Source organism: Chitinophagaceae bacterium, from assembly GCA_016713085.1.
In the GTDB taxonomy this organism is placed as follows: domain Bacteria; phylum Bacteroidota; class Bacteroidia; order Chitinophagales; family Chitinophagaceae; genus Lacibacter.
Window position 1 is genome coordinate 55,671 of sequence record JADJPV010000002.1, and the last position, 25,709, is coordinate 81,379.

General features: G+C 39.3%; 19 protein-coding genes and 3 pseudogenes. 12 read left to right on the forward strand and 10 right to left on the reverse strand.

All coding sequences use genetic code 11. The features are described 5' to 3' along the window. Nucleotides 1–113: 113 nt before the first annotated feature. The 6 genes and pseudogenes from IPK31_12710 to IPK31_12735 all read left to right on the forward strand — a co-directional run bounded on the left by IPK31_12710 (nucleotide 114) and on the right by IPK31_12735 (nucleotide 8,152). Nucleotides 114–1,139 carry a carboxypeptidase-like regulatory domain-containing protein gene (locus IPK31_12710; protein ID MBK8088727.1) on the forward strand — a complete coding sequence of 342 codons (1,026 nt, stop codon included), beginning with the start codon at nucleotides 114–116 and terminating at the stop codon, nucleotides 1,137–1,139. Nucleotides 1,140–1,243: 104 nt separating this feature from the next. Continuing rightward, nucleotides 1,244–3,337 carry a TonB-dependent receptor gene (locus IPK31_12715; GenBank protein ID MBK8088728.1) on the forward strand — a complete coding sequence of 698 codons (2,094 nt, stop codon included), beginning with the start codon at nucleotides 1,244–1,246 and terminating at the stop codon, nucleotides 3,335–3,337. A gap of 47 nt (nucleotides 3,338–3,384) precedes the next feature. Next, the gene (locus IPK31_12720; GenBank protein MBK8088729.1) at nucleotides 3,385–4,821 is read left to right on the forward strand and encodes a SusD/RagB family nutrient-binding outer membrane lipoprotein; all 1,437 of its coding nucleotides are present in this window, start codon (nucleotides 3,385–3,387) and stop codon (nucleotides 4,819–4,821) included. 260 nt (nucleotides 4,822–5,081) lie between these two features. After that, nucleotides 5,082–6,055, forward strand: a pseudogene (locus IPK31_12725) (acetyl-CoA carboxylase carboxyltransferase subunit alpha). Nucleotides 6,056–6,089: 34 nt separating this feature from the next. Continuing rightward, on the forward strand, nucleotides 6,090–6,977 hold the full coding sequence (locus IPK31_12730) for a 4-hydroxy-tetrahydrodipicolinate synthase (protein ID MBK8088730.1): 888 nt from the start codon (nucleotides 6,090–6,092) through the stop codon (nucleotides 6,975–6,977). A 20-nt stretch (nucleotides 6,978–6,997) separates the two neighbouring features. Further along, a complete protein-coding gene (locus IPK31_12735) occupies nucleotides 6,998–8,152 on the forward strand; it encodes an alpha/beta hydrolase (GenBank protein ID MBK8088731.1) in 1,155 nt (384 codons plus the stop codon). Here IPK31_12735 and IPK31_12740 read toward each other — a convergent pair. Next, a complete protein-coding gene (locus IPK31_12740; GenBank protein MBK8088732.1) occupies nucleotides 8,140–9,042 on the reverse strand; it encodes a ribonuclease Z in 903 nt (300 codons plus the stop codon). The two genes, IPK31_12735 and IPK31_12740, sit on opposite strands and share 13 nt — an antisense overlap. A gap of 71 nt (nucleotides 9,043–9,113) precedes the next feature. Then, a complete protein-coding gene (locus tag IPK31_12745) occupies nucleotides 9,114–9,488 on the reverse strand; it encodes an STAS domain-containing protein (GenBank protein MBK8088733.1) in 375 nt (124 codons plus the stop codon). A gap of 84 nt (nucleotides 9,489–9,572) precedes the next feature. Between IPK31_12745 and IPK31_12750 the strand changes: the two are divergent. Next, a pseudogene (locus IPK31_12750) lies at nucleotides 9,573–12,108 on the forward strand (ATP-dependent Clp protease ATP-binding subunit). Nucleotides 12,109–12,179: 71 nt separating this feature from the next. After that, nucleotides 12,180–12,857: a (d)CMP kinase gene (locus IPK31_12755; GenBank protein MBK8088734.1), complete on the forward strand. Its 678-nt coding sequence runs from the start codon at nucleotides 12,180–12,182 to the stop codon at nucleotides 12,855–12,857. Here IPK31_12755 and IPK31_12760 read toward each other — a convergent pair. Further along, nucleotides 12,854–14,080, reverse strand: a complete 1,227-nt coding sequence (locus tag IPK31_12760) for a 4-hydroxy-3-methylbut-2-enyl diphosphate reductase (protein MBK8088735.1) — start codon at nucleotides 14,078–14,080, stop codon at nucleotides 12,854–12,856. The genes IPK31_12755 and IPK31_12760 overlap by 4 nt on opposite strands. A 102-nt stretch (nucleotides 14,081–14,182) precedes the next feature. Here IPK31_12760 and IPK31_12765 point away from each other — a divergent pair, with 102 nt between their 5' ends. Further along, nucleotides 14,183–15,463, forward strand: coding sequence for an alpha amylase C-terminal domain-containing protein (locus tag IPK31_12765; protein MBK8088736.1), 1,281 nt, complete (start codon nucleotides 14,183–14,185; stop codon nucleotides 15,461–15,463). Between the two features lie 54 nt (nucleotides 15,464–15,517). Here the strand turns inward: IPK31_12765 and IPK31_12770 are convergent. The 6 genes and pseudogenes from IPK31_12770 to IPK31_12795 all read right to left on the reverse strand — a co-directional run bounded on the left by IPK31_12770 (nucleotide 15,518) and on the right by IPK31_12795 (nucleotide 21,025). Next, nucleotides 15,518–17,022, reverse strand: a pseudogene (locus tag IPK31_12770) (trypsin-like peptidase domain-containing protein). Between the two features lie 277 nt (nucleotides 17,023–17,299). After that, nucleotides 17,300–18,718, reverse strand: a complete 1,419-nt coding sequence (locus tag IPK31_12775) for a Glu/Leu/Phe/Val dehydrogenase (GenBank protein ID MBK8088737.1) — start codon at nucleotides 18,716–18,718, stop codon at nucleotides 17,300–17,302. Nucleotides 18,719–18,752: 34 nt separating this feature from the next. Next, on the reverse strand, nucleotides 18,753–18,959 hold the full coding sequence (locus IPK31_12780) for a CcmD family protein (GenBank protein MBK8088738.1): 207 nt from the start codon (nucleotides 18,957–18,959) through the stop codon (nucleotides 18,753–18,755). Beyond that, nucleotides 18,952–19,626 (reverse strand): cytochrome c biogenesis protein CcsA, encoded by a 675-nt coding sequence (gene ccsA, locus IPK31_12785; GenBank protein MBK8088739.1) that lies wholly within the window; start codon nucleotides 19,624–19,626, stop codon nucleotides 18,952–18,954. Before ccsA ends, IPK31_12780 begins: the two co-directional genes overlap by 8 nt. Nucleotides 19,627–19,783: 157 nt before the next feature. Next, the gene (locus tag IPK31_12790; GenBank protein ID MBK8088740.1) at nucleotides 19,784–20,446 is read right to left on the reverse strand and encodes a heme exporter protein CcmB; all 663 of its coding nucleotides are present in this window, start codon (nucleotides 20,444–20,446) and stop codon (nucleotides 19,784–19,786) included. 12 nt (nucleotides 20,447–20,458) lie between these two features. Then, the gene (locus IPK31_12795) at nucleotides 20,459–21,025 is read right to left on the reverse strand and encodes a thymidine kinase (GenBank protein MBK8088741.1); all 567 of its coding nucleotides are present in this window, start codon (nucleotides 21,023–21,025) and stop codon (nucleotides 20,459–20,461) included. A gap of 74 nt (nucleotides 21,026–21,099) precedes the next feature. Between IPK31_12795 and IPK31_12800 the strand changes: the two genes are divergently transcribed. Then, a complete protein-coding gene (locus IPK31_12800) occupies nucleotides 21,100–21,891 on the forward strand; it encodes a hypothetical protein (GenBank protein MBK8088742.1) in 792 nt (263 codons plus the stop codon). Here IPK31_12800 and IPK31_12805 read toward each other — a convergent pair. Further along, nucleotides 21,884–23,110, reverse strand: a complete 1,227-nt coding sequence (locus tag IPK31_12805; protein ID MBK8088743.1) for a 3-deoxy-D-manno-octulosonic acid transferase — start codon at nucleotides 23,108–23,110, stop codon at nucleotides 21,884–21,886. The genes IPK31_12800 and IPK31_12805 overlap by 8 nt on opposite strands. Before the next feature lie 117 nt (nucleotides 23,111–23,227). Here IPK31_12805 and IPK31_12810 point away from each other — a divergent pair, with 117 nt between their 5' ends. Beyond that, nucleotides 23,228–24,379, forward strand: coding sequence for a DegT/DnrJ/EryC1/StrS family aminotransferase (locus tag IPK31_12810; protein ID MBK8088744.1), 1,152 nt, complete (start codon nucleotides 23,228–23,230; stop codon nucleotides 24,377–24,379). A gap of 14 nt (nucleotides 24,380–24,393) precedes the next feature. Continuing rightward, on the forward strand, nucleotides 24,394–25,707 hold the full coding sequence (locus IPK31_12815) for a UDP-glucose/GDP-mannose dehydrogenase family protein (GenBank protein MBK8088745.1): 1,314 nt from the start codon (nucleotides 24,394–24,396) through the stop codon (nucleotides 25,705–25,707). The last annotated feature ends 2 nt before the right edge of the window (nucleotides 25,708–25,709 follow it).

Consider the following 25,709-nt stretch of genomic DNA (forward strand, 5'->3'; position numbering starts at 1 on the left):
AGAAAATGTTGTCATTTGTTGCTTAGGGGTCAAAAAAACTATTTTAACATTTTTTTGTCAGTTAAGTAGAAACCCTATATTTGAGAGTATTTTTAAATCAAATCAACAAAGACATGAGAAAACTATCACTTCTGGTGCTATTATGTGCCTGTATTTTTAATACAGCCGTAGCACAAAAAACTACTATTTCGGGAAAGGTATTGGATGCAGGAGGAGATCCTGTAGCAAGAGCTTCTATCAAAGAAAAAGGTACAACAAACGGTACAATGGCCGCAAATGATGGTACTTTCAAATTGACAGTAAAACTTGGGTCCACATTAATTATCTCCGCAACAGGTTTTGAAGATAAAGAGGTAATTGCGTCTGATAATATTTCAATTTCTCTGGCGAATGATGCAAAAAGCATGAGCGAAGTTGTGGTAACAGCTTTGGGAATTAAAAGAGATAAAAAAGCGTTGGGTTATTCAATTCAGGAGGTAAAGGGAGAAAATCTCACAATAGCTAAGTCAACTGATGTAAGTTCTTCTCTTGTTGGAAAGGTTTCTGGAGTTCAGCTGGTAGGTTCACCCAGTTCTACTTTTGATAATGCTGATATCATTATCAGAGGAGTAACAGGATTAGGTGTAGCGGCTCCCATTTTTGTTGTTGATGGAACAATAACCAACCAATCGGCAGTGATTATGGATAACGTTGAAAACGTATCCGTTTTAAAAGGACCTGCTGCAACGGCATTGTACGGGCAACGTGCTGCCAATGGTGCAGTTGTTATTACAACTAAAAAAGGGACTCGCAAAAAAACATCAGGTGTTGAAGTAAATCTTGGTGTAACATTTGAAAAACTTTCAATCATCCCACCTTACCAGAATCAATATGCCGGAGGATATTCGTCTTCTTATACAAGCAGTGCTTCATTGGGTGCAGGTTATCTTGATAGCGAAGGTTTTTATATTTTCAAATATAATCCAGCAGTTCACCCTGCAAGCTGGGCCTCTTTTAATGGACAACGTATGCTTGAATATGGTGCCGATGAAAGCTGGGGTCCTAAAATTAACGGGCAAATGTACCGCCCTTACTACTCATGGTATCCGGGTGCTGAGTTTGGCCAATTGTCGCTCTTACAGCTCAGCCAAATAACGTGAAAGACTTTTTTCAAACCGGTACTAATCTGAATAACAGTATTTCTTTTACAAACTCTGACGTAGATTATAATTTCAGAATGACCTAAGGTAATCAAAACAGAACATTGATTATCCCTGGTGCAAACCGTGATCAACATCAGTTTGGAATAAACGGGTCGTATGACATCGGGAAATTTATAACTGTGTCGTCAGATATGACCTATACTACTTCCAATACCCAGGGACAGCCTTTAGAAGGTTACCGATTGGATGGTTTAAATGTAACTCAGAATTTTAACCAATGGTATCAACGCCAGCTGGATATGAAAAAAATGAAGACTTATCGCCAGCCTGATGGCAGTCTTAACTCATGGAATATTGGTGATCCGAATTTTTCCAGTGATCTGGATGTATATGGTGCACCACAATATTGGGACAATCCATATTTTGTAATTAAAGAAAACTACGGAACTAAGAAAAATAACAGGTTAGTTGGTAATGTTGGTTTGAACATAAAAATCAACAGCCATTTGAATCTGCAGTCGAATGCCAGGATGAACAGTTACAGCAACGAAAATGATTATCGTGTTGCGACTGGCGGATTAAATCTTGACAGCTATGAAATTCTGCAGAATCAATATAAGGAAATGAATTACGAAACCAACCTGATTTACAAAAACAGGTTTGGTGAATTTACTGTAGATGCCTTGGCTGGTGCAAACAATCGCCAGGAAAATTACAGTAAATTATATCAGGCAGCTCAGGGCGGTTTAAGCTCAGCTAACTTTTTTGATATTGGAGCTTCAGTTTCACGCCCAATAAGCACACGGGACTATCAAAAGAAAATAGTAAACAGTTTATATAGCAAAGTGTCTTTAGGGTATAAGGATATGATCTATGTAGAAGGAACTTTGCGTAATGACTGGTCTTCTGCATTACCGGCAAATGCAAATTCTTATCTTTATCCTTCGGTTAGCTCAAGCTTTATTTTTACAGAACTCCTTAAAGGGTCAAATGCTTTCAAATGGTTAAGCTTTGGTAAAATCCGTGCATCGTATGCATCGGTTGGCTCAGATCTTGGGCCTCACCAACTTGATTTAGCAATTGTGAACGGTTCATTTTATGGCACAAATTCTTCTGCTGCAATTGGTGATCAGTTCAGAGGTGGTGGCATCAAGCCTTCTTTAAGTACAGCTTATGAAGCTGGTATTGAATTACGTTTCTTCAAGCGTCTGGGGGTAGAGTTTGCTGTTTATCAAAACAACAATACTCAACAGATTTTGGGAATTGATGTTTCTCCAGCCAGTGGATTTTCAACTGCTCAGATTAATGCAGGAAAAATCATTAATAAAGGCGTAGAGCTTTCAATTACAGGAACTCCTGTCAGTAAAAAAGATTTCAGTTGGGATGTAAGCTTAAACTGGGCTAAGAATGCAAATTATATTGAGGAACTGGCAGCAGGCTTAAAAACATATGTTTATGGTACAAACCGATATGATACAAGGCTTGAACATCCTGTAGGTGGAAAATGGGGTACATTTTATGGAAGAAAATGGAAGGTTGAACCAACTACCGGAAAAACATTGATTAATGCCTCTGGCCAGCCTGAGTACGATATTAATCAGGAAATCGGTCAGGTTTTACCAAGATGGACGGGAGGTATGTTTAACTCATTACATTATAAAGGATTTGATCTTACTTTCTCTATCGATTTCCAAAGCGGTGGAATGTTCTATTCAGAGACAAGAAACTTTAATAGTGGTACAGGTTTGTCTGAAGAAACAGTTGGTGTAAATGACAAAGGTTATGACTGGAGGGATTATCCTGGTTCATACACACTTGCTGGCGGTAATACTGGTAATGGTGGTATCAGAATTCCTGGTGTATTTGCAAATAAAGCAGAAAATAACCGTTATATTTCTGCAAGAGCTTATTGGTATACAGCCCGTCAACGTGATGCACGTAATGTTTTACTCGATGCTTCTTATATCAAACTTCGTGAAGTGAGACTTGGCTATAACTTCCCTGCTTCATTTGTTCAAAAGACGAAGATTGCAAAAACAATTAACCTTGGTTTTATCGTTCAGAATGCATGGTTAATTTGGGCAACAACAAAACAATATGGTGTTGATCCATCCGAGCTCGAGGTATTTTGGAGAGAAGGCGGACAGTTATCTGCAACAAGACAAATAGGTTTTAATCTTCGTGCAAGTTTCTAAACAATACGAAATAATACCTAAACTATTTATACAACAAATCATATAAGATGAAAAAAATATTCAGTATAATAACAATTGTCTTGGTGTTTGTAAGCTGTAATAAATTCGGTGATACTAATGTTAACCCCACACTATTAACAGCTGCTTCTACCAGAGCGCTTTTGACAAATTCTTTACAGTCCTACTCAAGTTTAATACAGGGCAACGCCGCTTCTGCACGACTTGGCTCACTGTATGTACAGCATTTATCTGAAGGACCTTATCCCGGGCCTTCATTATACAGTGACCGTAATCTTTCGTTTGCAGCATGGTATACCGGTCCTCTATATAATCTTGAAACAATTATTAAATATAATAATGATGGGAATGCTGCTACAGTTGGAAATGGTTCCAAGGATAATCAAATAGCTGTTGCAAGAATTTTGAAAGCACATTATTATTTAATGATGACAGACAGATGGGGAGATATTCCATACAAAAGTGCGTTAAAAGGAAGCGATGCCTTTTCACCGGCTTATGATAAACAGCAGGATATCTATACGGATTTGTTTAAGGAATTAACTGAAGCTGTAGCGCAGATTAAAGAGAACGAAGCAGGAGTTGTAGGAGATGTGTTACTGAATGGTGATATGGCAGCCTGGAAACGTTTTGCCAATACTCAACGTATGATTATGGCATTACGGTTATCAAAAGCTGATGCTGCTAAAGGAAAAACAGAATATGCTGCTGCGTTGGCTGCTGGTGTTATTTCAAGTAATGCACAGAATATCAGTTATGCTTATGTGGCAGGAGACCCAAATAACTATAATCCCTGGTATAATAACTATACTGTAAGTAACAGAAATGATTATGCTATCAGCAAAACAATGACTGATTATATGGAGCCAAAGGCTGATCCAAGGTTACCTGTTTTTGGAGAGGTATTAGCTGGTGGAATTGTTAAAGGGTTGCCATATGGACGGAATGCAGCAATTAATATTCCTGCTGCGTATAGTCGTATAGGTAATAATTTTAGAGGTCAGGGTTCTCCAATGCCTATTTATAATTATGCCCAGGTATTGTTTATGCAGGCTGAAGCTGCGAAAAATGGGTATGCTACCGGTGGCGATGTTGCAGCAAAAAGCTTTTATGAAGCAGCTATAATGGCTTCATTTGAGCAGTATGGTGTTTATTCAGCCCCTGTATATGCGGCTTATATTTTAGATCCTGCAGTTGCGTATACTCCGGTAGATGGGTATAAACAAATCATGACTGAAAAATGGGTGCATTCGTATATTAACGGTTGGGAGGTTTGGAATGATTGGCGTAGAACCGGTTTTCCAGTTCTTACTCCAGCTACAGATGCGGTTGATTCAAGAGGAATTCCTTTACGTTTAGGATATCCTACAAACGAAGCTGCACTTAATGGCGACAATTATAAAGCTGCAGTTACGAATTTGGGTGGTACTGATGACAACTACGCTAAAATGTGGTGGGTTAAATAAGTAATGAAGAGTTTGCTTAATAGAAGAGAGGCCCGGTTGAAATTTCAGCCGGGCCTTTTTTATGGAAAATCAATAGTTTGGTGAAAACTGGCAGTTAGTGAAAAGCTTTTTTTTTGGCAAACTTTATATGGGTAATAGAATGACTGAGGGGAAAAATAATGAGGTAATGTATTCCATGACAGCTGTAAGTAAACAGGCGGCCTTTTTTCATTAATATTGCACTTCAATCGCTTAATTTTACCTCCAATATTTTTCAATATATGCCATCATTAGAAAACCGTCAGTTGATCGAAATAGAAAAGGCAATTAAAGAATTGGTTGATCAGTTAAAGGAACTCCGTAAAATGGCGGAGAAAAACAGTAAGGTTGATTATTCGGCCACAATTGATCAGTTAGAGCAGAGTATTCTTGGTAAACACAGAGAAATTACTCAGGGTCTTAACAGCTGGCAAAAAGTGCAGATGAGCCGTCACCCAGACAGGCCTTACACATTGAAGTATATTGATAAAATGTGTACCAACTTCGTGAGATATTTGGCGATAGAGGTGTAAAAGATGATAAGGCAATGGTTGGCGGGTTTGCTCAGCTGGATGGAGAAACAGTGATGATCATTGGACAGCAAAAAGGGATTAACACCACAATGCGTCAGTTGAGGAATTTTGGCATGGCTAATCCAGAGGGCTACAGGAAAGCATTGCGTTTGATGAAGCTTGCAGAAAAATTTAATAAACCAGTAATTACTTTAATAGATACACCGGGAGCTTTTCCCGGACTTGAAGCTGAAGAAAGAGGACAGGGTGAAGCTATTGCCCGAAATATTTATGAAATGATCAGGTTGAAAGTGCCAATCATTTGCGTGGTAATTGGTGAAGGAGCCAGCGGCGGTGCATTAGGGATTGGTGTAGGCGACAAAGTACTGATGCTTGAAAATACGTGGTTTACTGTTATCTCGCCTGAAAGCTGCTGTTCCATTTTGTGGCGCAGCTGGGATAAAAAAGAAATTGCAGCCGAGCAGTTAAAGCTTACTCCTGAGCATATGAATAAGTTTGGAATTGTGGATGGTATTGTTCCCGAGCCAGCCGGTGGTGCTCATTGGGATTACGATGAAGCTGCTCAAATGCTGAAAAAAGTATTGATTCCAATGTTGCACGAATTAAAACAGATGGATGAGAATGAGCGGATCAATCAACGAATAGAACGCTACAGTAAAATGGGTTTTTGGGATGAGCTGTAATTTTCAAATTAAACTTTAAGCATATAATTATTGTATGAGTTTACAAGATCAATTGAGAGGAACAGGTGTAGCATTGGTTACTCCGTTTAAAAAAAATATGGAAATCGACTTTGTTGCACTGGAGAAGGTCATCAATTATGTAATCAGTTATGGAGCTGAATATGTTGTTACACTCGGAACAACCGGTGAAACTCCTACGCTCAGTAAGGAAGAAAAAATTGAACTGATTCATTTTACTGTTGATACAGTTGCTGAAAGAGTTCCGGTTGTTGTAGGTGTTGGAGGAAACAATACACTGTCTCTGATCAAGGATCTTGAAACATTTCCTTTACAGAAAGCGGTTGCGGTATTAAGTGCCAGCCCTTATTATAATAAACCATCGCAGGAAGGGATTTACCAGCATTATAAAGCATTGGCGGAAGTAAGTCCAAAGCCAATCATTCTTTACAATGTTCCGGGACGTACAGGAAGAAATATCAATGCTTCAACAACGTTGAGGCTTGCGAATGATTTTTCAAACATTGCAGGTATAAAAGACGCGGGTGGTGATATGGTTCAGTGTATGCAGATATTAAAAGATAAACCAACTGATTTCCTTGTTGTAAGTGGAGATGATGCATTGGCAATGCCGCAGATTGCCTGCGGTATGGAAGGTGTTATCAGTGTAGCAGCGAACTGTTTGCCAAAGCAATTCAGTGAAATGGTTCGTCAATCGCTTAAAGGAAATTTTGCAGCGGCAAAAAAACTGAATGATCAAATGCTGGAAGCATACGATCTGTTGTTTGCTGAAAATAATCCCGCAGGTGTAAAAGCATTTATGACAGAGCTGGGTTTAATTGAAAATAATCTCCGGTTACCGGTTGTTCCATTATCTGCAGGACTGCATGCAGGGGTTAAAAATTATCTGCATAAGAATAGGTAAGTTTTTGCAGAGGTAAAACGATGTTGCATAGAATTCAATTTATAAAGCTGTTCTTTTTTTTAAGCTTTGCCGTACTTCAAAGCAATCATTCAGCTGCACAAAATTTACTGAGGATTGAGCTGAAAGGCAAGCCTGGCAGCCATTTGAAGGACAGCTTATACATTGCCGGCTCCTTTAACGGATGGAACCCCGGAGAACACCCTTTTTCATTTAAAACATCGGCAGATGGAATTCAGTATACTGAAATTAAAGCTGTTCCATCTGGGATTGTTGAGTATAAAATTACCCGTGGTTCATGGGCCACAGTTGAAGCTGCAAAAAATGGAGATGCCATCAGTAACCGTGTTTTGCAGATAAAATCTGATACAACTGTCTCCATTAGTATTGAAGCATGGGCCGATGATTTTCCCGGAAGACCGCCAGTATCAACAAGAAGTAAAAACGTATTTGTAATTGATACTTCATTTTCAATTCCACAGTTAAACAGGAAAAGACGAATCTGGGTTTACCTGCCGGAAGATTATGCATTCAACAAAAAGAATTATCCTGTTCTTTATATGCATGACGGACAGAATCTCTTTGATGCACAAACTTCTTCTTATGGCGAATGGGGAGTGGATGAAATGATGGATTCAATTCGCATGGGCAGACAGTGTATTGTAGTTGGCATTGATCACGGTGATACAAAACGAATGACGGAATACAATCCTTACACATCAAGATTTGGACCGGGTGAAGGAGATGCATATGTTGATTTTCTTGTGAACACATTAAAACCATATATCGATAAAACATTCCGTACTAAGCCATCAAAAGAATCAACCTTTACAGCAGGCAGTTCAATGGGTGGATTGATTTCCTTATATGCAGTGGTTAAGTATCCTTCTGTTTTTGGTGCTGCAGGCATTTTCTCGCCTGCTTTCTGGATTGCTCCTGATCTGAAGAAAAAAATTGACAGTTCTTCTAATCTTAACTCAGCTGTTTATTTTGTTTGCGGTGAACTGGAAGGTAAAGAAATGGTTTCTGATATGAAGTCAGTGTATGATCAGTTAAAACAGAAAGGTCTGAAGAAACTATATTACAAACAGGTGAAAGAAGGAAGACATAACGAAAATTTCTGGCGAACCGAGATGTATAATTTTTACAGGTGGCTTTTCACCAATCAAATTAGATAGGTCATACCTTCTGTTGCATTCTCGGTATTCGGGAATACTTCTCTGGCTTCCTTTTCAAACTGTTCCAGGCTTTCAAATTTAGCTGAGAAATGACCGATAATGAGTTTATGAACCTTTGCCTTTAACGCTATCGTGGCAGCCTGCGTTGTAGTTGAGTGAAAACGTTCAGTTGCCTTATCACCTAATGCCGACAGGTAAGTGGTTTCATGATATACAAGATCAACCTCTTTGATAATTTCCACCAATGTTTCATCATAAATGGTATCAGCACAAAATGCATAACTCTTAGCTTTTGTGTTCTCATCTGTGAGCAGCTCATTTTTGATTGTTTCTCCATCAGGTGAAAGATAATCTTCTCCATGCTGCAGTTTTGAAAAGAAGATAGGTGGTACCCTGTATGCTCTTACCTGTTCAATATTTATTCTTCGGAGATTTCTCTTTTCCCTCACCAGGAAACCCCAGCATTCAATACGGTGTTTGGTAGGGAAACATTCAACAGTATAATGTTTTGAATCAAGCAGCAGGCCGGCTTCTTTAATTGGATGAAAAGTAAATTCAAACGGAAGAATTGTATTTGACAGGCTGAACTGCAGATCAAGTACATCTTTCAACCTTTCAGAACCATATACATGCAAAGGCTGAATACGGCCTAGTAAAGCAAAGCTGTTCAGCAAACCAATTAAACCAAAATAATGATCACCATGTAAGTGCGAAATGAAAATATGATTGATCCTGCTCCGTTTAATGCGGTAGTTCAGGATCTGGATCTGTGTCCCCTCTCCGCAATCGAACATCAGCAAATCATCTACGGTGGTAATGATCTGGGAAGTAGGGTGTCTTCCAAAGGCAGGGATGGCCGAATTATTCCCTAAAATTGTAACAGCCAGCATATGTAAAAATTATGGTTAGGTTTTGTTAGTATAAAAATAAACGAGTTTATGGAATAATCTTCTTTTAACTGTTATTCATCTTCAAACAACTCCCTTTCTATTTCTTCCATCTGTACCATATCCCATGCTTCACTTTCAGTGGGTTTACAATTCATGAGTTCGAGCAATTCATTCTTCTCAAGTTCTTCCTCTACTGCGGGCTTTAATTCGCAAATAACAAAAGAAACCTGCTGTTCGTAAAACTCCTGCTGGCAATTGAGAATTAGCTCAGCCACAGTTTCTGGAAGCACATTCACCTCCTTCAGATTAAGAATTACATTTTTTACATCCTTTTTCAGACAGGAAAGCAACAATTGGCTGATTTCTTCTGTCATATTTTCAGAAAGAGTGTCCTCGGCAGGTGTAATTACCTGAAATTTCTCCTTGGTATCAATTTTGACGTTCATATAGATTATTAACAGAGAGTGTGTAACTTATAGTAAAATCAGGTCAAATTTATTCGTTATAATTGTAAAAACCGCATATCCAATATGGATCATAATTTTTCAACACAGGTAAAAGAAATTATTTCCTTCAGCAGAGAAGAGGCATTAAGGCTCGGAAATGATTTTATAGGAACTGAACATCTCGTTTTAGGAATGATCAGGGAAGGTGAAAACACCGCTATTAAAATTTTAAAGAATCTCAATGTTGATTTATACGAATTGCGAAAGGAAATTGAACTCGCAGTGAAAGATAAAACAGGTAAGAATATTGCCAATATCAACAGCTTGCCTTTAACCAAGCAGGCAGAGAAGGTGATCCGTGTCACGGTCCTTGAAGCAAAAGCTTTAAAAAGCCCACAGGTTGAAACGGAACATCTCATGTTATCAATTCTTAAAAACAAAGAAAATATTGCTACCCAGATTTTGAACCAGTTTGAAATTGATTACGATATTTTCAGAAATGAATTAGGTATGGTAAAATCAAATGAACCAAGAGCAGAGTATGATGATACTGGTGATGAAGAATTTGATGAAGAAAAATCAAAGTATTCTCAACCCAGGTCAAAACAACCGGCAGGTGCAAAAAGCAAAACACCGGTACTTGATAATTTTGGAAGAGACATTACACGTATGGCAGAAAACGGATCACTCGATCCAATTGTTGGCCGTGAAACTGAGATTGAGCGTGTATCACAAATCTTATCAAGACGTAAGAAAAACAATCCCATCTTAATTGGTGAACCCGGGGTAGGTAAAACTGCTATCGTAGAAGGATTGGCCTTACGTATTGTACAACGAAAAGTTTCCCGTGTATTATATGATAAGCGTGTAGTATCACTTGATCTGGCAGCATTGGTTGCCGGTACAAAATACCGTGGTCAGTTTGAAGAGAGGATGAAAGCTATCATGAATGAACTGGAGAAAAACAGGGATGTGATTTTATTCATTGATGAAATTCATACCATTGTTGGTGCTGGTGGAGCAAGTGGTTCACTGGATGCTTCAAATATTTTCAAACCGGCTTTATCAAGAGGCGAGTTGCAATGTATTGGTGCATCTACCTTGGATGAATACAGAATGTACATTGAAAAGGATGGTGCATTAGACCGTCGTTTTCAGAAAGTAATTATTGATCCGCCAAGTATTGATGAAACCATTCAAATTCTTCAGAACATCAAATCAAAGTATGAAGAGTTTCACAATGTTGCCTACAATGATGAAGCAATTAATGCCTGTGTGAAGTTGAGTGACCGTTATATGACTGATCGCCTGTTGCCAGACAAAGCCATTGATGTGCTGGATGAAGTAGGTGCAAGAGTGCATTTAAAGAATATCAATGTTCCGCAGGAAATACTTGATCTTGAAAAGAAGATTGAAGACATCAAGCAGGAAAAAATAAAGTAGTAAAGAGCCAGCGTTTCGAAGAAGCTGCTTCACTGCGTGATACAGAAAAAGATTAGGTGAAGAACTGGAAAAAGCAAAAGCGAAGTGGGAAGAAGAAAGCAAGCACAAACGTTACCCGATAGATGAAGAGGCAATTGCTGAAGTGGTGAGTATGATGACGGGTATTCCTGTTAAACGTATGGTTCAGGCTGAAACAGATAAATTACGCCGCATGGCAGAAGATCTGCAAGGTGCAGTAATCGGCCAGGAAGAAGCCATCAGCAAAGTAGTGAAAGCCATTCAGCGTAACAGGGTCGGTTTAAAAGATCCCAAGAAGCCGATTGGTACATTTATTTTCCTTGGACCTACCGGTGTTGGTAAAACTGAATTGGCCCGTGCTTTGGCCCGTTATATGTTCGACAGTGATGATGCTTTGATTCGTATTGATATGAGTGAGTACATGGAGAAGTTTACTGTAAGCCGTTTAATTGGGGCACCTCCGGGATATGTTGGATATGAAGAAGGTGGTCAGTTAACAGAACGTGTACGCCGCAAACCATATTCAGTTGTATTGCTTGATGAAATTGAAAAGGCGCATCCGGATATTTATAATATTCTGTTGCAGGTATTAGACGACGGACAATTAACGGATGGCTTGGGACGCAAAGTTGATTTCAAGAATACACTTATTATCATGACTTCAAATATTGGTGTACGCCAGTTGAAGGATTTTGGTGAAGGGGTTGGTTTTGCAACTGCAACAAGAATGCAGAACGCAGAAGAAAACAATAAAGCTGTTATTGAAAAGGCGTTGAAGAAAACTTTCTCGCCTGAATTCCTGAACAGGATTGATGATGTGATGATCTTTAATTCACTTTCTAAAGAACATATCTTCCGAATCATTGATATTTTAATGAAGTGTGTAAGTGTAAGATTAAAAAACCTCGGTTTTGCAATGGAGCTCACTGAAGAAGCAAAAGAGTTTATTACAGATAAGGGATATGATGCACAGTTCGGGGCAAGACCATTGCACCGAGCCATACAGAAATACCTCGAAGATCCTTTAGCAGAAGAGATACTGAGTATGCATATTAAGGAAGGGGATGTATTGATTGCCGACCTGGATAAGGAGAATCAGAAGATCAAGTTTTCCTTCAAGGAAAAATCAAAGAAATCTGCAAAGTCTTCTGAAGCATAATTTTCAAAACTTCATAGTAAGCCCCGCTTTTACAGCGGGGTTTTTATTTAGATTTGCTTTTTGATTAAAGAATGGCAAAGAAAATTATTATAGCAATTGATGGCTGGTCGAGCTGTGGCAAAAGCACACTGGCCAAGCAACTGGCAAAAGAACTGGGATATATTTATATTGACAGCGGAGCAATGTATCGGGCAATTACCCTGTATTTTCTGCGCAATCATATCGACTGGACAAATGATGAGGAAGTTAAGGAAGCACTTGCAAACATTACACTTGAATTTCTCCCTAATCTGCAAACAGGTGAGTCTGAAATTTATCTGAATGATGAAAACGTTGAGTATGTGATCCGTGATCTTTTGGTAGCCGAAAAAGTAAGTGATGTAGCCGCAATTGGATTGGTACGGACTTTTGCAGTTGCCCAGCAACAGAAAATGGGAGCCGGCAAAGGAATTGTAATGGATGGCCGTGATATCGGAACAACTGTTTTTCCCAAAGCAGAACTGAAAATATTTATGACTGCAGATAATATGGTTCGTGTAGAACGCAGGTTTAAAGAAATGTTTGCCAAGAATCCAAACACTTCAATTGAGGAAGTGAAAGCAAATCTTGAAATGCGTGACTATATTGACTCTCACCGAGAAGTAAGCCCTCTCAGAAAAGCCGATGATGCGATTGTTTTAGATAACACAGATCTTACAATGAAGGAACAATTTGATCAGGCCCTCATCCTTGTAAAGAAAAAGATTTAATCAAATAAATCAATCTGGTTCAGCAGTTGTTCTTCTGCTGAATAGATGGAAGCAATTTTCTGTATCACTGCTTCAACCAGTGAATCGGGACAGGAGGCCCCGCTGCTGATTAATATTTTAGCAGGTCTGCCGGTTGGAAGAAAATCTTTTGTTACATATTCTTTCTTATCATGAAAATTGAAATGCATGATCTCTGTTGAAGAAAGAATTTTATCCTCGCTGTTAATAAAATAGGTCGGTAGTTTCTCTTCACATAATTCTACAAGGTGGGTTGTATTGGAACTGTTATAACCACCCACAATAATTGCAAGATCAGCAGCTGTTTCAAGCATTCCAGTTACTGCTGTCTGGTTATCATTGGTTGCATAACAAAGCGTATCTCTTGTATCGGCAAAACGTTCACCGATTGTTGTTTCATTCAAACTGTAATGCTGCATTACAAGTGCTTTGAGATATTCGGCAATTGCCTGGGTATCGCTGGCGAGCTGTGTTGTTTGGTTCACAACTCCAAATCGCTGCAGATCTTTTTCAATATCAAATCCATCAGAATATAATCCTTTGAACTCATCATAAAATTGTGCAGAAGGTTTTTCGCCTGTAATATATTTTCCAATCTCAACAGTATCTTTCATATCATTCACAATCACAGTCGCAATATGTGAACTGGCATGCGAAAAAGTTGCCCTTGTTTCTTCATGCTTTGGTTTTCCATGTACAACTATTGAATATCCTTTTGCTGCAATCTGTTCACTCCGGTTCCATACTTTTTCTACAAAAGGGCAGGTTGTATTATATTTTTCCGTTGCAATTCCTTTTTCATTCAGCATCTGTTCAATGTCGAGAGTGGTTCCAAATGCAGGAATGATCACCACATCATCTTTTGTTATTTTTTCAAATGAAATCACCTGCTTACCATAGGTATCCTGCAGAAATTGTACACCTTTTTCTTTGAGTGTTGCATTTACCTGCGGATTATGAATCATTTCGCTCAATAAAAAAATGCGCTTGTCCGGGTTTTCTTCAATTGTTCTGAAAGATATTTCAATGGCATTTTCAACACCATAACAAAATCCAAAATGACGGGCCAGGTAAAACTGAACAGCCCCAAGATCAAGAAGGGTAGGAGTAAAGTCTTTCTTCAACTTGTCTTCCTGTTTGCGCTTATTCTTGATAGCGGTGATTAATGAACTGCGGTAAATATTAGGGACTTCAAATTTCTTCATATTACAGAATAACAGCCGCAAAGGTAAAGAGTTTAAAAGTGGGAAATCAGAATGGGCTGTTTGCGTTTTGGTTCGTATCATTGAATCCGAATTACGACTAATATGGCAACTGCTTTTAAGCCCGCTGATTGGGTTCATTCAACGAATATTTATGAGGTAAATCTCCGGCAATATACAGCCGAAGGAACATTTGCGGCATTCGCTAAACATTTACCCCGTTTGAAAGATATGGGGGTGGAAATAATCTGGTTTATGCCGATAACTTCCATTTCTGTTAAGAACAGGAAAGGCAGCCTGGGCAGTTATTATGCCTGCGCCAGTTATGTAGAAACAAATCCTGAGTTTGGAACAATTGATGAGTTTAAACAGCTGGTGAATCAAATTCATGAGCTGGGTATGAAAGTGATTATTGACTGGGTTGCCAACCACACAGGATGGGATCATGAATGGACCATTTCTCACCCGGAATACTTTACACAGGATCACTCGGGGAACTTCAAACCACCTGTTGAAAATTGGGAAGATGTAATTCATTTAAATTTCCTCAACCCTGCTTTACGCAAGGCGATGATTGATGCCATGAAATTTTGGGTGAAGGATTGTGCTATTGATGGCTTCCGTTGCGATATGGCCATGCTTGTGCCGGTAGATTTCTGGGCAGAAGCAAGAACAGAGCTGGACAAACTGAAAGGATTATTCTGGCTGGGTGAATTTGATCAATGGAACGATGAACCATTTGCTTATGTATTTGATGTAAGCTACAGCTGGCACTGGATGCATATAACACAGGAGTTTTATCAGAAACATCAACCGATTGTTGAGCTGGATAAAGCATTGAGCGGCTATCAAACAAAACAGCCTTTTCAGCATATCCGTTCTTTTTTTACGAGTAATCATGATGAAAACAGCTGGAACGGATCAGAGTATGAAAAGTACGGAGATATGGCTATCCCGTTAGCAGTATTCAGCTGTATGTGGAATGGCATTCCTCTTATTTACAGCGGACAGGAATTGCCCAATCTTAAACGGTTACAGTTTTTTGATAAGGATGAAATTGAATGGACAGGAAATCCTGCACTGCATCAGTTTTATAAAAAGCTGTTGCTGTTACGAAAGCAACAGCCTGCATTATTAAGCGGCCATAAAGATGTGATCACCTGGCGCATTGCAACAGATCATCCTGATCAGTTATTTTGTTTTGTACGAAAGAATAAAGAGCATGAAATAGTTGTTGTACTTAATTTCTCCCCAGAGAAAATGAGCTTCCGGTTACAGGATCATCGTGTAAGGGGTGAGTTTACAAATGAGCTTACTACAGAGAAGAATGATATTTCATCCGATTTTACAATTGAACCCTGGGGATACCAGATCATGACGAAATAAAAAAAATCCCCTGAATTTTCAGGGGATTTTTTTTATCGTTTAAATCTGATAGTATTATGGTTCATTTCTCAAATCATTGATTGCATATTGATAAACGCCTTCATATCCGGGATAAATGCCTTCAATGATAATGCTGTTTCCTGCTGCATCAATTGCGTGTTTAAGATCGTCTATTGTTTTAATGGCTTTACCGCCTGCTCGAACAATTATAAATCCTTTCTTGATGGTAGTTTGATCTGCGATCAATCCATCAGATAATGTTTTTACTGTAACACCACCTTCAACGCCATATTCTTTTGCTTTAGCAGCAGACAGTACTTCAAACTCAGCACCCAATTTATCAAGCGCAGAAGTTTTTACAATTTCTGTATTACCTGAACTGTTTTTAAGTGTAAGAGTGGCAGTATTTTCTTTTCCTCCACGTATATATGTAACTTCCAGCTTTTGTCCGGGGCGGTAGCTGGCCACTGTTCCTGTTAATTCAGCCCATGTGGTTACTGATTTATTTTCAAGCTTCACAATCTTGTCACCTTTCTTTAAGCCGGCGGCTTCAGCTGCACTGTTACTCATTACTTCACCAATTACAACACCATCGCCTTCTTTAATATTTGAATCAGTTCCTTCATCGCCATTTGCTTCCGGACGGATACCGAGGAATGCTCTTTGCACGGTTCCGAATTTAATCAGGTCGTCAACTACTTTCTTAACAATGTTAACCGGATAGCATAAGAATAACCTGCATACGAACCGGTAGGAGATGCAATGGCAGCATTGATACCAATTAATTGCCCGCTTGTATTCACCAGTGCGCCACCACTGTTACCCTGGTTTACAGCTGCATCAGTTTGTATAAAGCTTTCTACAATATTTGCATTTCGTCCGGCATTACGTTGATTGATTCCTAAGAAACGGAATTTCGCACTTACAATACCTGCTGTAACCGTTGTTTCCAATGTTAAAGGATAACCAACAGCTAATACCCATTGACCAACTTTTACTTCATCTGAATTTCCATATAACAAATAAGGAAATCCGGTTCCTTCAATCTTAATCACTGCCAGATCTGTATTGGCATCTGTAGCAAGTACCTTGGCTTTATATTGTTTTTTGTTGTGAAGTGTAACGGTTACTTCGTCTGCGCCATCTACTACGTGATTGTTTGTAACAATGTAGCCATCGCCGGTAACAAATACACCACTCCCGCTTGCCATTTGCGGTTGGTTTCTGTTCGGTCCGCCAAAGAAATCATCAAAAAAATCATCGCCGAATACTTCACCGAAAGGATTTTTTTTCTTTTGCTGATTACTTGTTTGAGTAGGGTTTGTTTTTGTTTTGATATGTACTACTGCCGGTGTAGATGTGTTTGCTGCTGCTTCAAAATCAGCAGGGCCTCCTCCCGGAGCACCACCACCATCAAAACCTGCATAATTCACAGGAAGCTGAGCCTGACTTTGTGAAATCAGCTGATTACTCTTTGTGAATTTTGAATACAGGAAAACACTTGTTAACGCAGTAACAGCACTGATCAGGATAGTAACGAAAATGTGTTTTGCTTTCATTTCTTCTCAGATTAGGGTTTTTATTGAATGATAGTTTATCAAAGCTTGTGCCTTTGTTCTGTAAAATAACAATGCTGACATGATTTCAGATATACCACGTACCCAAATTAACAAACAGTTATGAAGGGTTTCGTAGTGGACTGATAAAATTACAGAAATTCTGCAAGTTAGTCAGCATGAAATCTGGACGACGAAAGGCTGGATTAAAAAGGGATTGACAGGTATAAAAAATCCCGCCATTTTGTGACGGGATTGATAAATAAGCAATTGGTTTTATTTATGGGAAAATGCCAAGCTCCAGGTATGTGGTGGCTACTTTGTCAATAGCAACGACATATGCTGCAGTTCGCATGTCGGGAATTGCGGGGTTTTTCTTCCAGCAATCCATTACTTCATTTACAGCATTGATCATGGTTTCTTCCAATCCGCTGTAAACAAGGTCAACTTCATCCGGTCCGTGTTTAATCGTTTTACGAATTTTATCTTCCACTCTTTTACCGGTTAATTCTTCCACTTGGTTCAGCATATTTGCATTCTGATTTTCAGTAAAACGTTTTTCCAAACGGCCGTAGCGTACATGGCTTAAGTTTTTCAGCCATTCAAAATAAGAAACGGTTACCCCACCGGCGTTCAGGAACATATCAGGAACAACCAGTATACCACGTTTTGCAAATTCTTCATCTGCCTCCGGTGTTAAAGGGCCATTAGCAGCTTCTCCAATAATTTTTGCTTTTATCCTTGGTGCATTATCACCATTGATTACATTTTCAAGTGCAGCTGGAATAAGTATATCACATTCAAGCTCCAAAGCATCTGTATTTTTTTCACAATTTGAAGCTCCCGGAAAGTTTAAGATGGATTTTGTGTTTTTACGGTGCTGAACTACAGCATCAACATCTAATCCGTCGTAGTTATAAATACTGCCTTCATATTCTGCAAGAGCTACAATTTTAGCTCCGGCTTGCTGGAAAAACTTAGCTGAATGATAGCCTACATTTCCAAGTCCCTGGATAATGATACGCTTTCCTTCAATACCGGTTGTCATTCCCAGCTTCGACATTACATCAGTCATATTGCACATTTCACGGAGACCGTAAAATACGCCAAGGCCGGTTGCCTCTCTGCGGCCATGAACCCCCCCTTGGGTTAGCGGCTTACCGGTTACACAACCGGCGGCATCAATTTCTCCGGGGCGGAGTGATTGATAAGTATCCACGATCCAGGACATTTCTCTTTCACCTGTACCGTAATCAGGGGCGGGAACATCAATGCCAGGGCCAATAAAGTTTTTCTTCACCAATTCAGCTGTGTAACGGCGTGTAACTTTTTCCAATTCATAAGGGGTGTGCTTTCTCGGCTCAATTTTAATACCACCCTTTGCACCACCAAACGGAACGTTTACAATAGCACACTTGTAAGTCATCAGTGCTGCTAAGGCCATTACTTCGTCCTGGTTTACTTCCATTGAGAAACGGATACCACCTTTGCAGGGTGTTTTGTGATGTGAGTGCTGTACACGGTAGGCTTCAATAACTTCAATACTGCCGTCATCCATTTTTACTGGAAATTTCATACTGTACACACTGTTGCATTGCTGAATCTGTTCAAGGATACCTTTATCCCATTTGGTAAAGGCTGCTGCTTTATCGAAGCTTTGTTCTACTGCTCCGAAAAAACTGTAATTCGTAGTTGACATACAATCGTTTTTTAAATTTTAATATAGCAAATCGTTAATCTTTCTTTTTTTCCATTCTTGATATCTTCCGGTCAATACGAACCAGATAAAGAACAATGCCTGCGAAGATGGTGAGGCAAACAGCAAGCACAACATAGATTTTTCCATTGCTTGCCATTACTGAATTATCATCAGTGGTTTGTGCCATTAATTCAAACGCAGAAAACAGGAGGGAAAGGGTTAATAAAAATAATTTACGCATGTATCCAGTTTTTTTCTTTGAGTTTATAAAGGCGGATAAGTAAGGTAGTCATCCATACTCCCAGTAAAGTCCAGCCAATAACGCCGGGCCAAAAAACCAACCGCATTGTCGGGTCAAGATCCTGGCCGCCTAATGCCGGGTTGCCTTCCACACCCTTTCCTCCGGGATGTAATGATTGCACCAGTCTTGGTAAGATCATAATCAATGGAACATAAATAAAATAGGCAAAGATGTTATAGACGCTGCTCACTCTTGCACGCTTATCCATATCGGGCATTGAATTACGCAAAACAAAGTAGGCAAGGTAAATGAGTAATGCAATAGCAACTGCAATCTGCTTGGGATCATTGCTCCATGGTTTCCCCCATGTAAAATTTGCCCAGATGGCCCCGGTCAGTAATCCGAGCAAACCATAAATTACTCCTGTGCGTGCATATTCACGGGCTTTAATATCATCTTCTAAATTGCCGCTTCTTAAATAGCGGATAGAAAAGATCAATGATACCAGTAACAGAATCATCTGGCCAAACCACATGGGCACATGGAAAAATAAATTGCGGATGGTTTGATGCAGGTTACCAATAATAGGGACTTTGATAAGGAGTCCTGCGGTAAATGTATAGAGCAATAATACAACTGCTAATATCTTCCACCAGGATTTTTTCATAAACTTTTTTAAAAGTTAATGCAGAAAGGAAGAGGTTTGTTATTACTTTGATTGACTGCTGAATATTCAATAATCACTCATGCTTCAAAGAAATATGAAGTGGTTATTGTATACTTTTCTCTGCCTTTTTACGTGCGGCAAAGTTAGGGAGTTGGTTCTAATCTTTCCATAAAAAGGGGAATAAAATAAGGCTCAGGATTACAACCATCAGGTCCAGTCCGCTTAATAATAAAACCATTTGTGTTAAAGCTCCATCTCTGAAAACTTCCCCAAATACACTCTTTGATATTTTTACCAGCAGCAACAGTTGCGGAATGATAAGGGGGAAGCCAAGAATAGCCATGAGGGCAGCATTTTGATTGGCTCTTGCAGCAATAGCTGCCAGTAATGTAAATACTAAACTTATACTGATGCCCCCTAAAACACCTATTCCAAGAAAGTTCAGCGTATTTCCATAAGGTGTGCCCAGGAAAAAACTAAAGAGTAAAATACTGAGTAAACTCATCACCAGCATCAGCACAATATTATACAGCACTTTTGCAATAATGAAATCCAATGCACCGGCAATTGAATAATAATACAGCATTCGTCCACGGCTTTCCTGCAAAAAACTTTTGGCAACAGCGTTAATACAGATAAACAGAAGGTTCATCCAGAATAAACCATTCCAAACACTTGCATCGGGTTGCCCCATGGCTAAGAACAATACAAAAATGGTACTGGCGATATACAATAGTATTCCATAAAAAGTGTACTGCTGTCTTATTTCAAGCAGCAGATCCTTTTTAAAAAGTGCAATTATTTTTTGGGACGAAAGCAAAATGAAATTGTTTTATTGATGATGATAACAATGACGGCACCTCGGCTCATACTTATCTTTTTCGCCTAATACAACCTGGCCACCTTCACTGGAAGTACGGTATGAATAGTTGGCGATATTGCCACACACTACACAAATAGCATGCAGCTTGGTAATATAATCTGCAACTGCAAGCAGGTTGGGCATTTGTCCGAAGGGCTGTTTTTTATAATCCATATCAAGCCCCGCAACAATCACCCTTGCGCCACGCAAGGCTAACTGTTCGCATACATTGGTGATTTCTGCATCAAAAAACTGGGCCTCATCAATACCAATCACTTCCACATCCTGCGACAGCAATAAAATTTTCTGTGAATTATCAATAGGGGTGGAGAGGATAGCGTTTTCATCATGCGAAACAATTTTCATTTCATGATAACGTACATCTACAGCCGGTTTAAAAATTTCCACTTTCAGGTTAGCAATGCGTGCACGTTTCAACCTGCGTATCAGCTCTTCTGTTTTACCACTGAACATGGAGCCGCAGATCACTTCAATCCAGCCTCTTCGATCGCCTCTTATATTAGGTTCTATAAACATTATCAATATTTTATGCCAAACTGTTTGTAACTTTCACAGCAAATTTTCGATACCGCCAAAAGTAAGGACTATTCATGGAACGTATCGCATCTCTCATTGAACAATTACAACAGGCCCTGCAAAGAAATGCCGATGCGGCTCACCTTCTTGTGCTTACGAATATGCTTCAGGCTGAGCTGGAAAAGAAGAGCCAGCATAAAACAGAAATCTTCAGTTCAAAAAGTGTGGCGGTGGTTTTACCAACATCCAAAAGCAGTAATAGCCCATCATTACAACCTCCTGCACAAGTGTATCAACCTGCCGTACCAAAAGTGGAAGAAGTACATGAAAAAATTATTGAAGTATTGCAGGTAGATGAACATGAAGTGGAAGCTGAGCTGGAAGAAATAAGGCAGAAAGCAGAGTTTGCCAAACGGATGCAGGCAAAACAGGCACAAAACAAACCACCCATGCTGTTTGAAGATGAACAGGGAATCCCCACTCTTATCCATCAGCCCAATTATACTGACCCTCCGAAACAAAACGGTTCAAAAGAAGTAAATGAAGCAATAACAGCTGAAGGAAGATCTATTAATGATCAGCTGAAAGAAGAAAAAACAGAAGTTGGGCATAAGCTATCTGAGTCATCTTCGATAAAAGATTTAAAAAAAGCAATTGGCATCAATGATCGCTTTGTATTCATTAATGAATTGTTCCGTGGTGATGAAGTAATGTATGAACGCAGTATTAAAACCATCAATAACTTTTCTATTTACGCCGAAGCTCAATACTGGATGGAACGGGAATTGAAAACCAAATTGGGATGGGATGGAACCCGGCCTGCGGTGCAGGAATTTTATGCGTTGGTAAAAAGGCGTTTTACCTGAAGCCAGTTGAAGATAGTATTGGTTGCTCCGCCATTTTCTTTACATAGTTTTCTGCAATTTTACCTGCTTCTTCAATATTTATTGTAAGCATTACCTGCTTTAATTCGGAAGTATTTTCAATTGTATAACTTGCTTTGAGTTTTTTCAGATCAACACTTTCTTTAAACTTTTGAAAATTTGGTCCTGTAATGACAGGTTTGGCATATACAGCTGCTTCTAAAATATTATGATGCCCGCTTTTATTGAAGCCTCCGCCAACATAACAGACTGATGCGTATTTATATAAACGGGAGAGATAGCCAATATTATCAATGATCAGCACCCGGTGAGATGTTACAGGTGATTGTTGTATACTCAATTCTGAAAACAGAATAGAATCGGGAAAAAGGCTTTTTATTCTTCTTATATTTTCATCTTTAATTTCATGCGGAGCAATAATGAGTTTTTGATTATTGCCGTGGCCGTTGATGAATTCAGAAAGGATGGTTTCATCCTGTGGCCAGGTGCTGCCTGCAACAATGACAAACTGATCCGTACAAAAATCATCAATATGCGGAACAGGTTTCCATTGCTGAACGGATTCCAGTACACGATCAAATCTTGTATCACCTGCAACGGTGGTTTTATCGCCTAAACCAATTTCATCCAGCAATTCTTTTGATGCTTTATTTTGTACAAACAAATGAGAGAAATTATTCAGCATGTTCCGGTGAAAACCTCCCCACCATTGGAAGAATGGCTGGGATGAACGGAAAATGCCGGATACAAGAATGGTTTCAATTTTTCTGTTTCTCAGTTCCTGTAAATAGAAATGCCAGAATTCATACTTCACAAAAATGGCTAACTGAGGTTTTATCAGTTCCAGGAAAGCAGCAGCATTTTCTTTTGAATCAAGCGGCAGGTACATCACATAGTCTGCTTTCTCATAATTTTTCCTGATTTCATAGCCGGAGGGAGAAAAAAAAGTAAGTACTATTTTGGATGCAGGTATTTCTGATTGCAGTTTTTCAATGATGGGCCTTCCCTGTTCAAATTCTCCCAGTGAGGCACAATGCATCCAAATGACAAAATCGCCGGGCTCAATTTTCCAATTCGAAGAAAGTCCGTCCTGCCAGTTTCTGCGGCCAGCCACCCATTTTTTAGCCTTGCTGTTCCAGCCGGCGGCTATGGAAATTCCTGATTTAAAAACCAGGCGGAATATGTTATAGAAGAAAATCATCGGCCACAAATCTAAGTGGATTGTAACTGCTAACGAAAACTTGGGGTTTGATGAACTGTTTCAGGCTCAAAAACGGCTTTTTTAGCTTACTTTCGCCACCGTTTAAACAAGCTTATTATGCGACCTATACAGATGGTAGACCTTAAGCAGCAATATCTTGCGATTAAGCAGGAAGTAGATGCTGCAATTTTAGATGTTCTTGACAGTTCTGCATTTATTAACGGTAAAGCTGTTCAGAACTTAGCTGCTGATCTCAGTACGTACATGGGTGTAAAGCATACAATTCCCTGTGCTAATGGAACCGATGCCTTACAAATTGCCATGATGGCTCTGAATCTGCAACCCGGTGATGAAGTGATTACTCCATCGTTTACTTATATCGCCACAACAGAAGTTGTGGCTTTGTTACGTTTAAAACCGGTGTTTGTTGAAGTGGATCCCAAAACATTTTGTATTGATCCTGATGCTCTCCGCAAAGCCATCACTCCCAAAACAAAGGCAATTGTTCCTGTTCATTTGTATGGCCATGTAGCCAACATGAAAGAAATTATGGACATTGCTGCAGAGTATCACCTGTTTGTAATTGAAGATACTGCACAGGCAATAGGTGCCGATTATATTTATCCTGACGGTACAAAAAAGAAAGCAGGTTCAATTGGTACAATTGGCTGTACGTCTTTTTTTCCTTCAAAGAATCTTGGATGTTATGGCGATGGCGGTGCAATGTTTACCAACGACGATGTATTAGCTGATAAGTTGAAGATGATTGCCAATCATGGTCAGAAAGTTCGTTACTACCATGAGATGGTTGGTTGTAATTCAAGGTTGGATACAATACAGGCTGCAGTGTTGAATATCAAATTAAAAAAGCTGGATGAATATATTGCTGCAAGAAGAAAGGCAGCTGATTATTATGATGCTGCATTTGCAGGTCATAAACATATTACAACTCCTTACCGTGCTCCTTACAGCAATCATGTATTCCACCAGTATACATTAACCCTGGATGGCTTTGAAGATGTTGCCGCTGTAAGAAACGGGTTGAATGCTTTTTTGGCTGAGCAGAAAATTCCATCCATGATTTATTATCCTGTACCGGCTCACCGTCAGAAAATGTTTGAAGCATTTGGTGGTGGTGATTATGATTTAAAGATTACGGATTGGTTAACTGACCGTGTAATTTCTTTACCGATGCATACTGAATTAGAGGAAGAGCAATTGAGCTTCATTACAAAAAATGTATTGGATTTCCTTTCGCATAAAAATTAAACCCTGAATAACACATGAAAATCGCAGTAGTAGGAACCGGTTATGTAGGCTTGGTAACAGGAACCTGTTTTGCCGAAACCGGTAACAGAGTAACATGTATCGATATTGATCAAACCAAAATTGAAAAATTATCAAAAGGTCAGATCACTATTTACGAGCCGGGATTAGAAAAAATTTTTCTCCGTAATTTAAATGAGGGCCGCCTGCATTTTACAACGAATCTTACAGAAGGCATTAAAGATGCAGCCATTATTTTCCTTGCTTTACCAACACCTCCCGGTGAAGATGGAAGTGCAGATTTAAAATATATATTGGGAGTGGCCGATGATTTAGGAAAAATTCTCACCGACTTTAAAGTGATTGTTGATAAAAGTACAGTACCTGTTGGTACAGCTGATAAAGTTGCTGCTGCTATTGCAAAAAACTGTAAAGTGGAATTTGCTGTAGTCAGTAATCCTGAGTTTTTAAGAGAAGGTGTGGCAGTGGAGGATTTTATGAAGCCTGATCGTGTTGTTGTTGGGACCAGCAATGAAAAAGCAAAAAAGGTGATGACAGAATTGTATGCTCCTTTTGTACGCAGTGGTAACCCGGTTATTTTTATGGATGAAAAAAGTGCGGAGTTAACCAAGTATGCAGCCAATTCATTTCTTGCTGTGAAAATTTCTTTCATGAATGAAATTGCCCGCTTATGCGAAAAAGTTGGTGCTGATGTTGATATGGTTCGTAAAGGTGTTGGCAGCGATGATCGTATCGGAAAACGCTTTTTCTTCCCCGGCATTGGATATGGCGGCAGCTGTTTCCCCAAAGATGTACAGGCATTGGTGAGATCATCAACTGAAGTAAACTATGATTTCGAAATACTGAATGCAGTGATGAAAGTAAATGAAGAACAAAAATTGTTCCTCATGCCCAAGATCAATGCTTATTTTAAAAATGATCTGAAAGGAAAACGTTTTGCCATGTGGGGGCTTGCATTTAAACCCAATACGGATGATATTCGTGAAGCACCGGCTTTATACATGATTGATGCATTAACAGAAGCAGGAGCAACTGTTTGTGCCTATGATCCCGAAGGCATGGCGAATGTAAAACAGGTAGTGGGTAACAGGATTGATTTTGCTGCCAATCAGTATGATGCATTAAAGAATGCAGATGCGCTGATTATTGCTACTGAGTGGAGCGAATTCCGTACTCCTGAGTTTGAAAAGATCAGTGAATTGCTGAAAAGCAAAGTGATTTTTGATGGACGTAATGTGTACGATAGGGAGCAAATGAAGCAATTCGGTTATCATTATGAAAGTGTGGGAAGGGAAGCCGTAATTAAATAACA

Excerpts from the sequence above, each read along its gene's own strand:
- IPK31_12710 (MBK8088727.1), top strand. The coding sequence starts at position 114 with ATGAGAAAACTATCACTTCTGGTGCTATTATGTGCCTGTATTTTTAAT.
- IPK31_12720 (MBK8088729.1), top strand. The coding sequence starts at position 3,385 with ATGAAAAAAATATTCAGTATAATAACAATTGTCTTGGTGTTTGTAAGC.
- IPK31_12730 (MBK8088730.1), top strand. The coding sequence starts at position 6,090 with ATGAGTTTACAAGATCAATTGAGAGGAACAGGTGTAGCATTGGTTACT.
- IPK31_12735 (MBK8088731.1), top strand. The coding sequence starts at position 6,998 with ATGTTGCATAGAATTCAATTTATAAAGCTGTTCTTTTTTTTAAGCTTT.
- IPK31_12740 (MBK8088732.1), bottom strand. The coding sequence starts at position 9,042 with ATGCTGGCTGTTACAATTTTAGGGAATAATTCGGCCATCCCTGCCTTT.
- IPK31_12745 (MBK8088733.1), bottom strand. The coding sequence starts at position 9,488 with ATGAACGTCAAAATTGATACCAAGGAGAAATTTCAGGTAATTACACCT.
- IPK31_12755 (MBK8088734.1), top strand. The coding sequence starts at position 12,180 with ATGGCAAAGAAAATTATTATAGCAATTGATGGCTGGTCGAGCTGTGGC.
- IPK31_12760 (MBK8088735.1), bottom strand. The coding sequence starts at position 14,080 with ATGAAGAAATTTGAAGTCCCTAATATTTACCGCAGTTCATTAATCACC.
- IPK31_12765 (MBK8088736.1), top strand. The coding sequence starts at position 14,183 with ATGGCAACTGCTTTTAAGCCCGCTGATTGGGTTCATTCAACGAATATT.
- IPK31_12775 (MBK8088737.1), bottom strand. The coding sequence starts at position 18,718 with ATGTCAACTACGAATTACAGTTTTTTCGGAGCAGTAGAACAAAGCTTC.
- IPK31_12780 (MBK8088738.1), bottom strand. The coding sequence starts at position 18,959 with ATGCGTAAATTATTTTTATTAACCCTTTCCCTCCTGTTTTCTGCGTTT.
- ccsA (MBK8088739.1), bottom strand. The coding sequence starts at position 19,626 with ATGAAAAAATCCTGGTGGAAGATATTAGCAGTTGTATTATTGCTCTAT.
- IPK31_12795 (MBK8088741.1), bottom strand. The coding sequence starts at position 21,025 with ATGTTTATAGAACCTAATATAAGAGGCGATCGAAGAGGCTGGATTGAA.
- IPK31_12800 (MBK8088742.1), top strand. The coding sequence starts at position 21,100 with ATGGAACGTATCGCATCTCTCATTGAACAATTACAACAGGCCCTGCAA.
- IPK31_12805 (MBK8088743.1), bottom strand. The coding sequence starts at position 23,110 with ATGATTTTCTTCTATAACATATTCCGCCTGGTTTTTAAATCAGGAATT.
- IPK31_12810 (MBK8088744.1), top strand. The coding sequence starts at position 23,228 with ATGCGACCTATACAGATGGTAGACCTTAAGCAGCAATATCTTGCGATT.
- IPK31_12815 (MBK8088745.1), top strand. The coding sequence starts at position 24,394 with ATGAAAATCGCAGTAGTAGGAACCGGTTATGTAGGCTTGGTAACAGGA.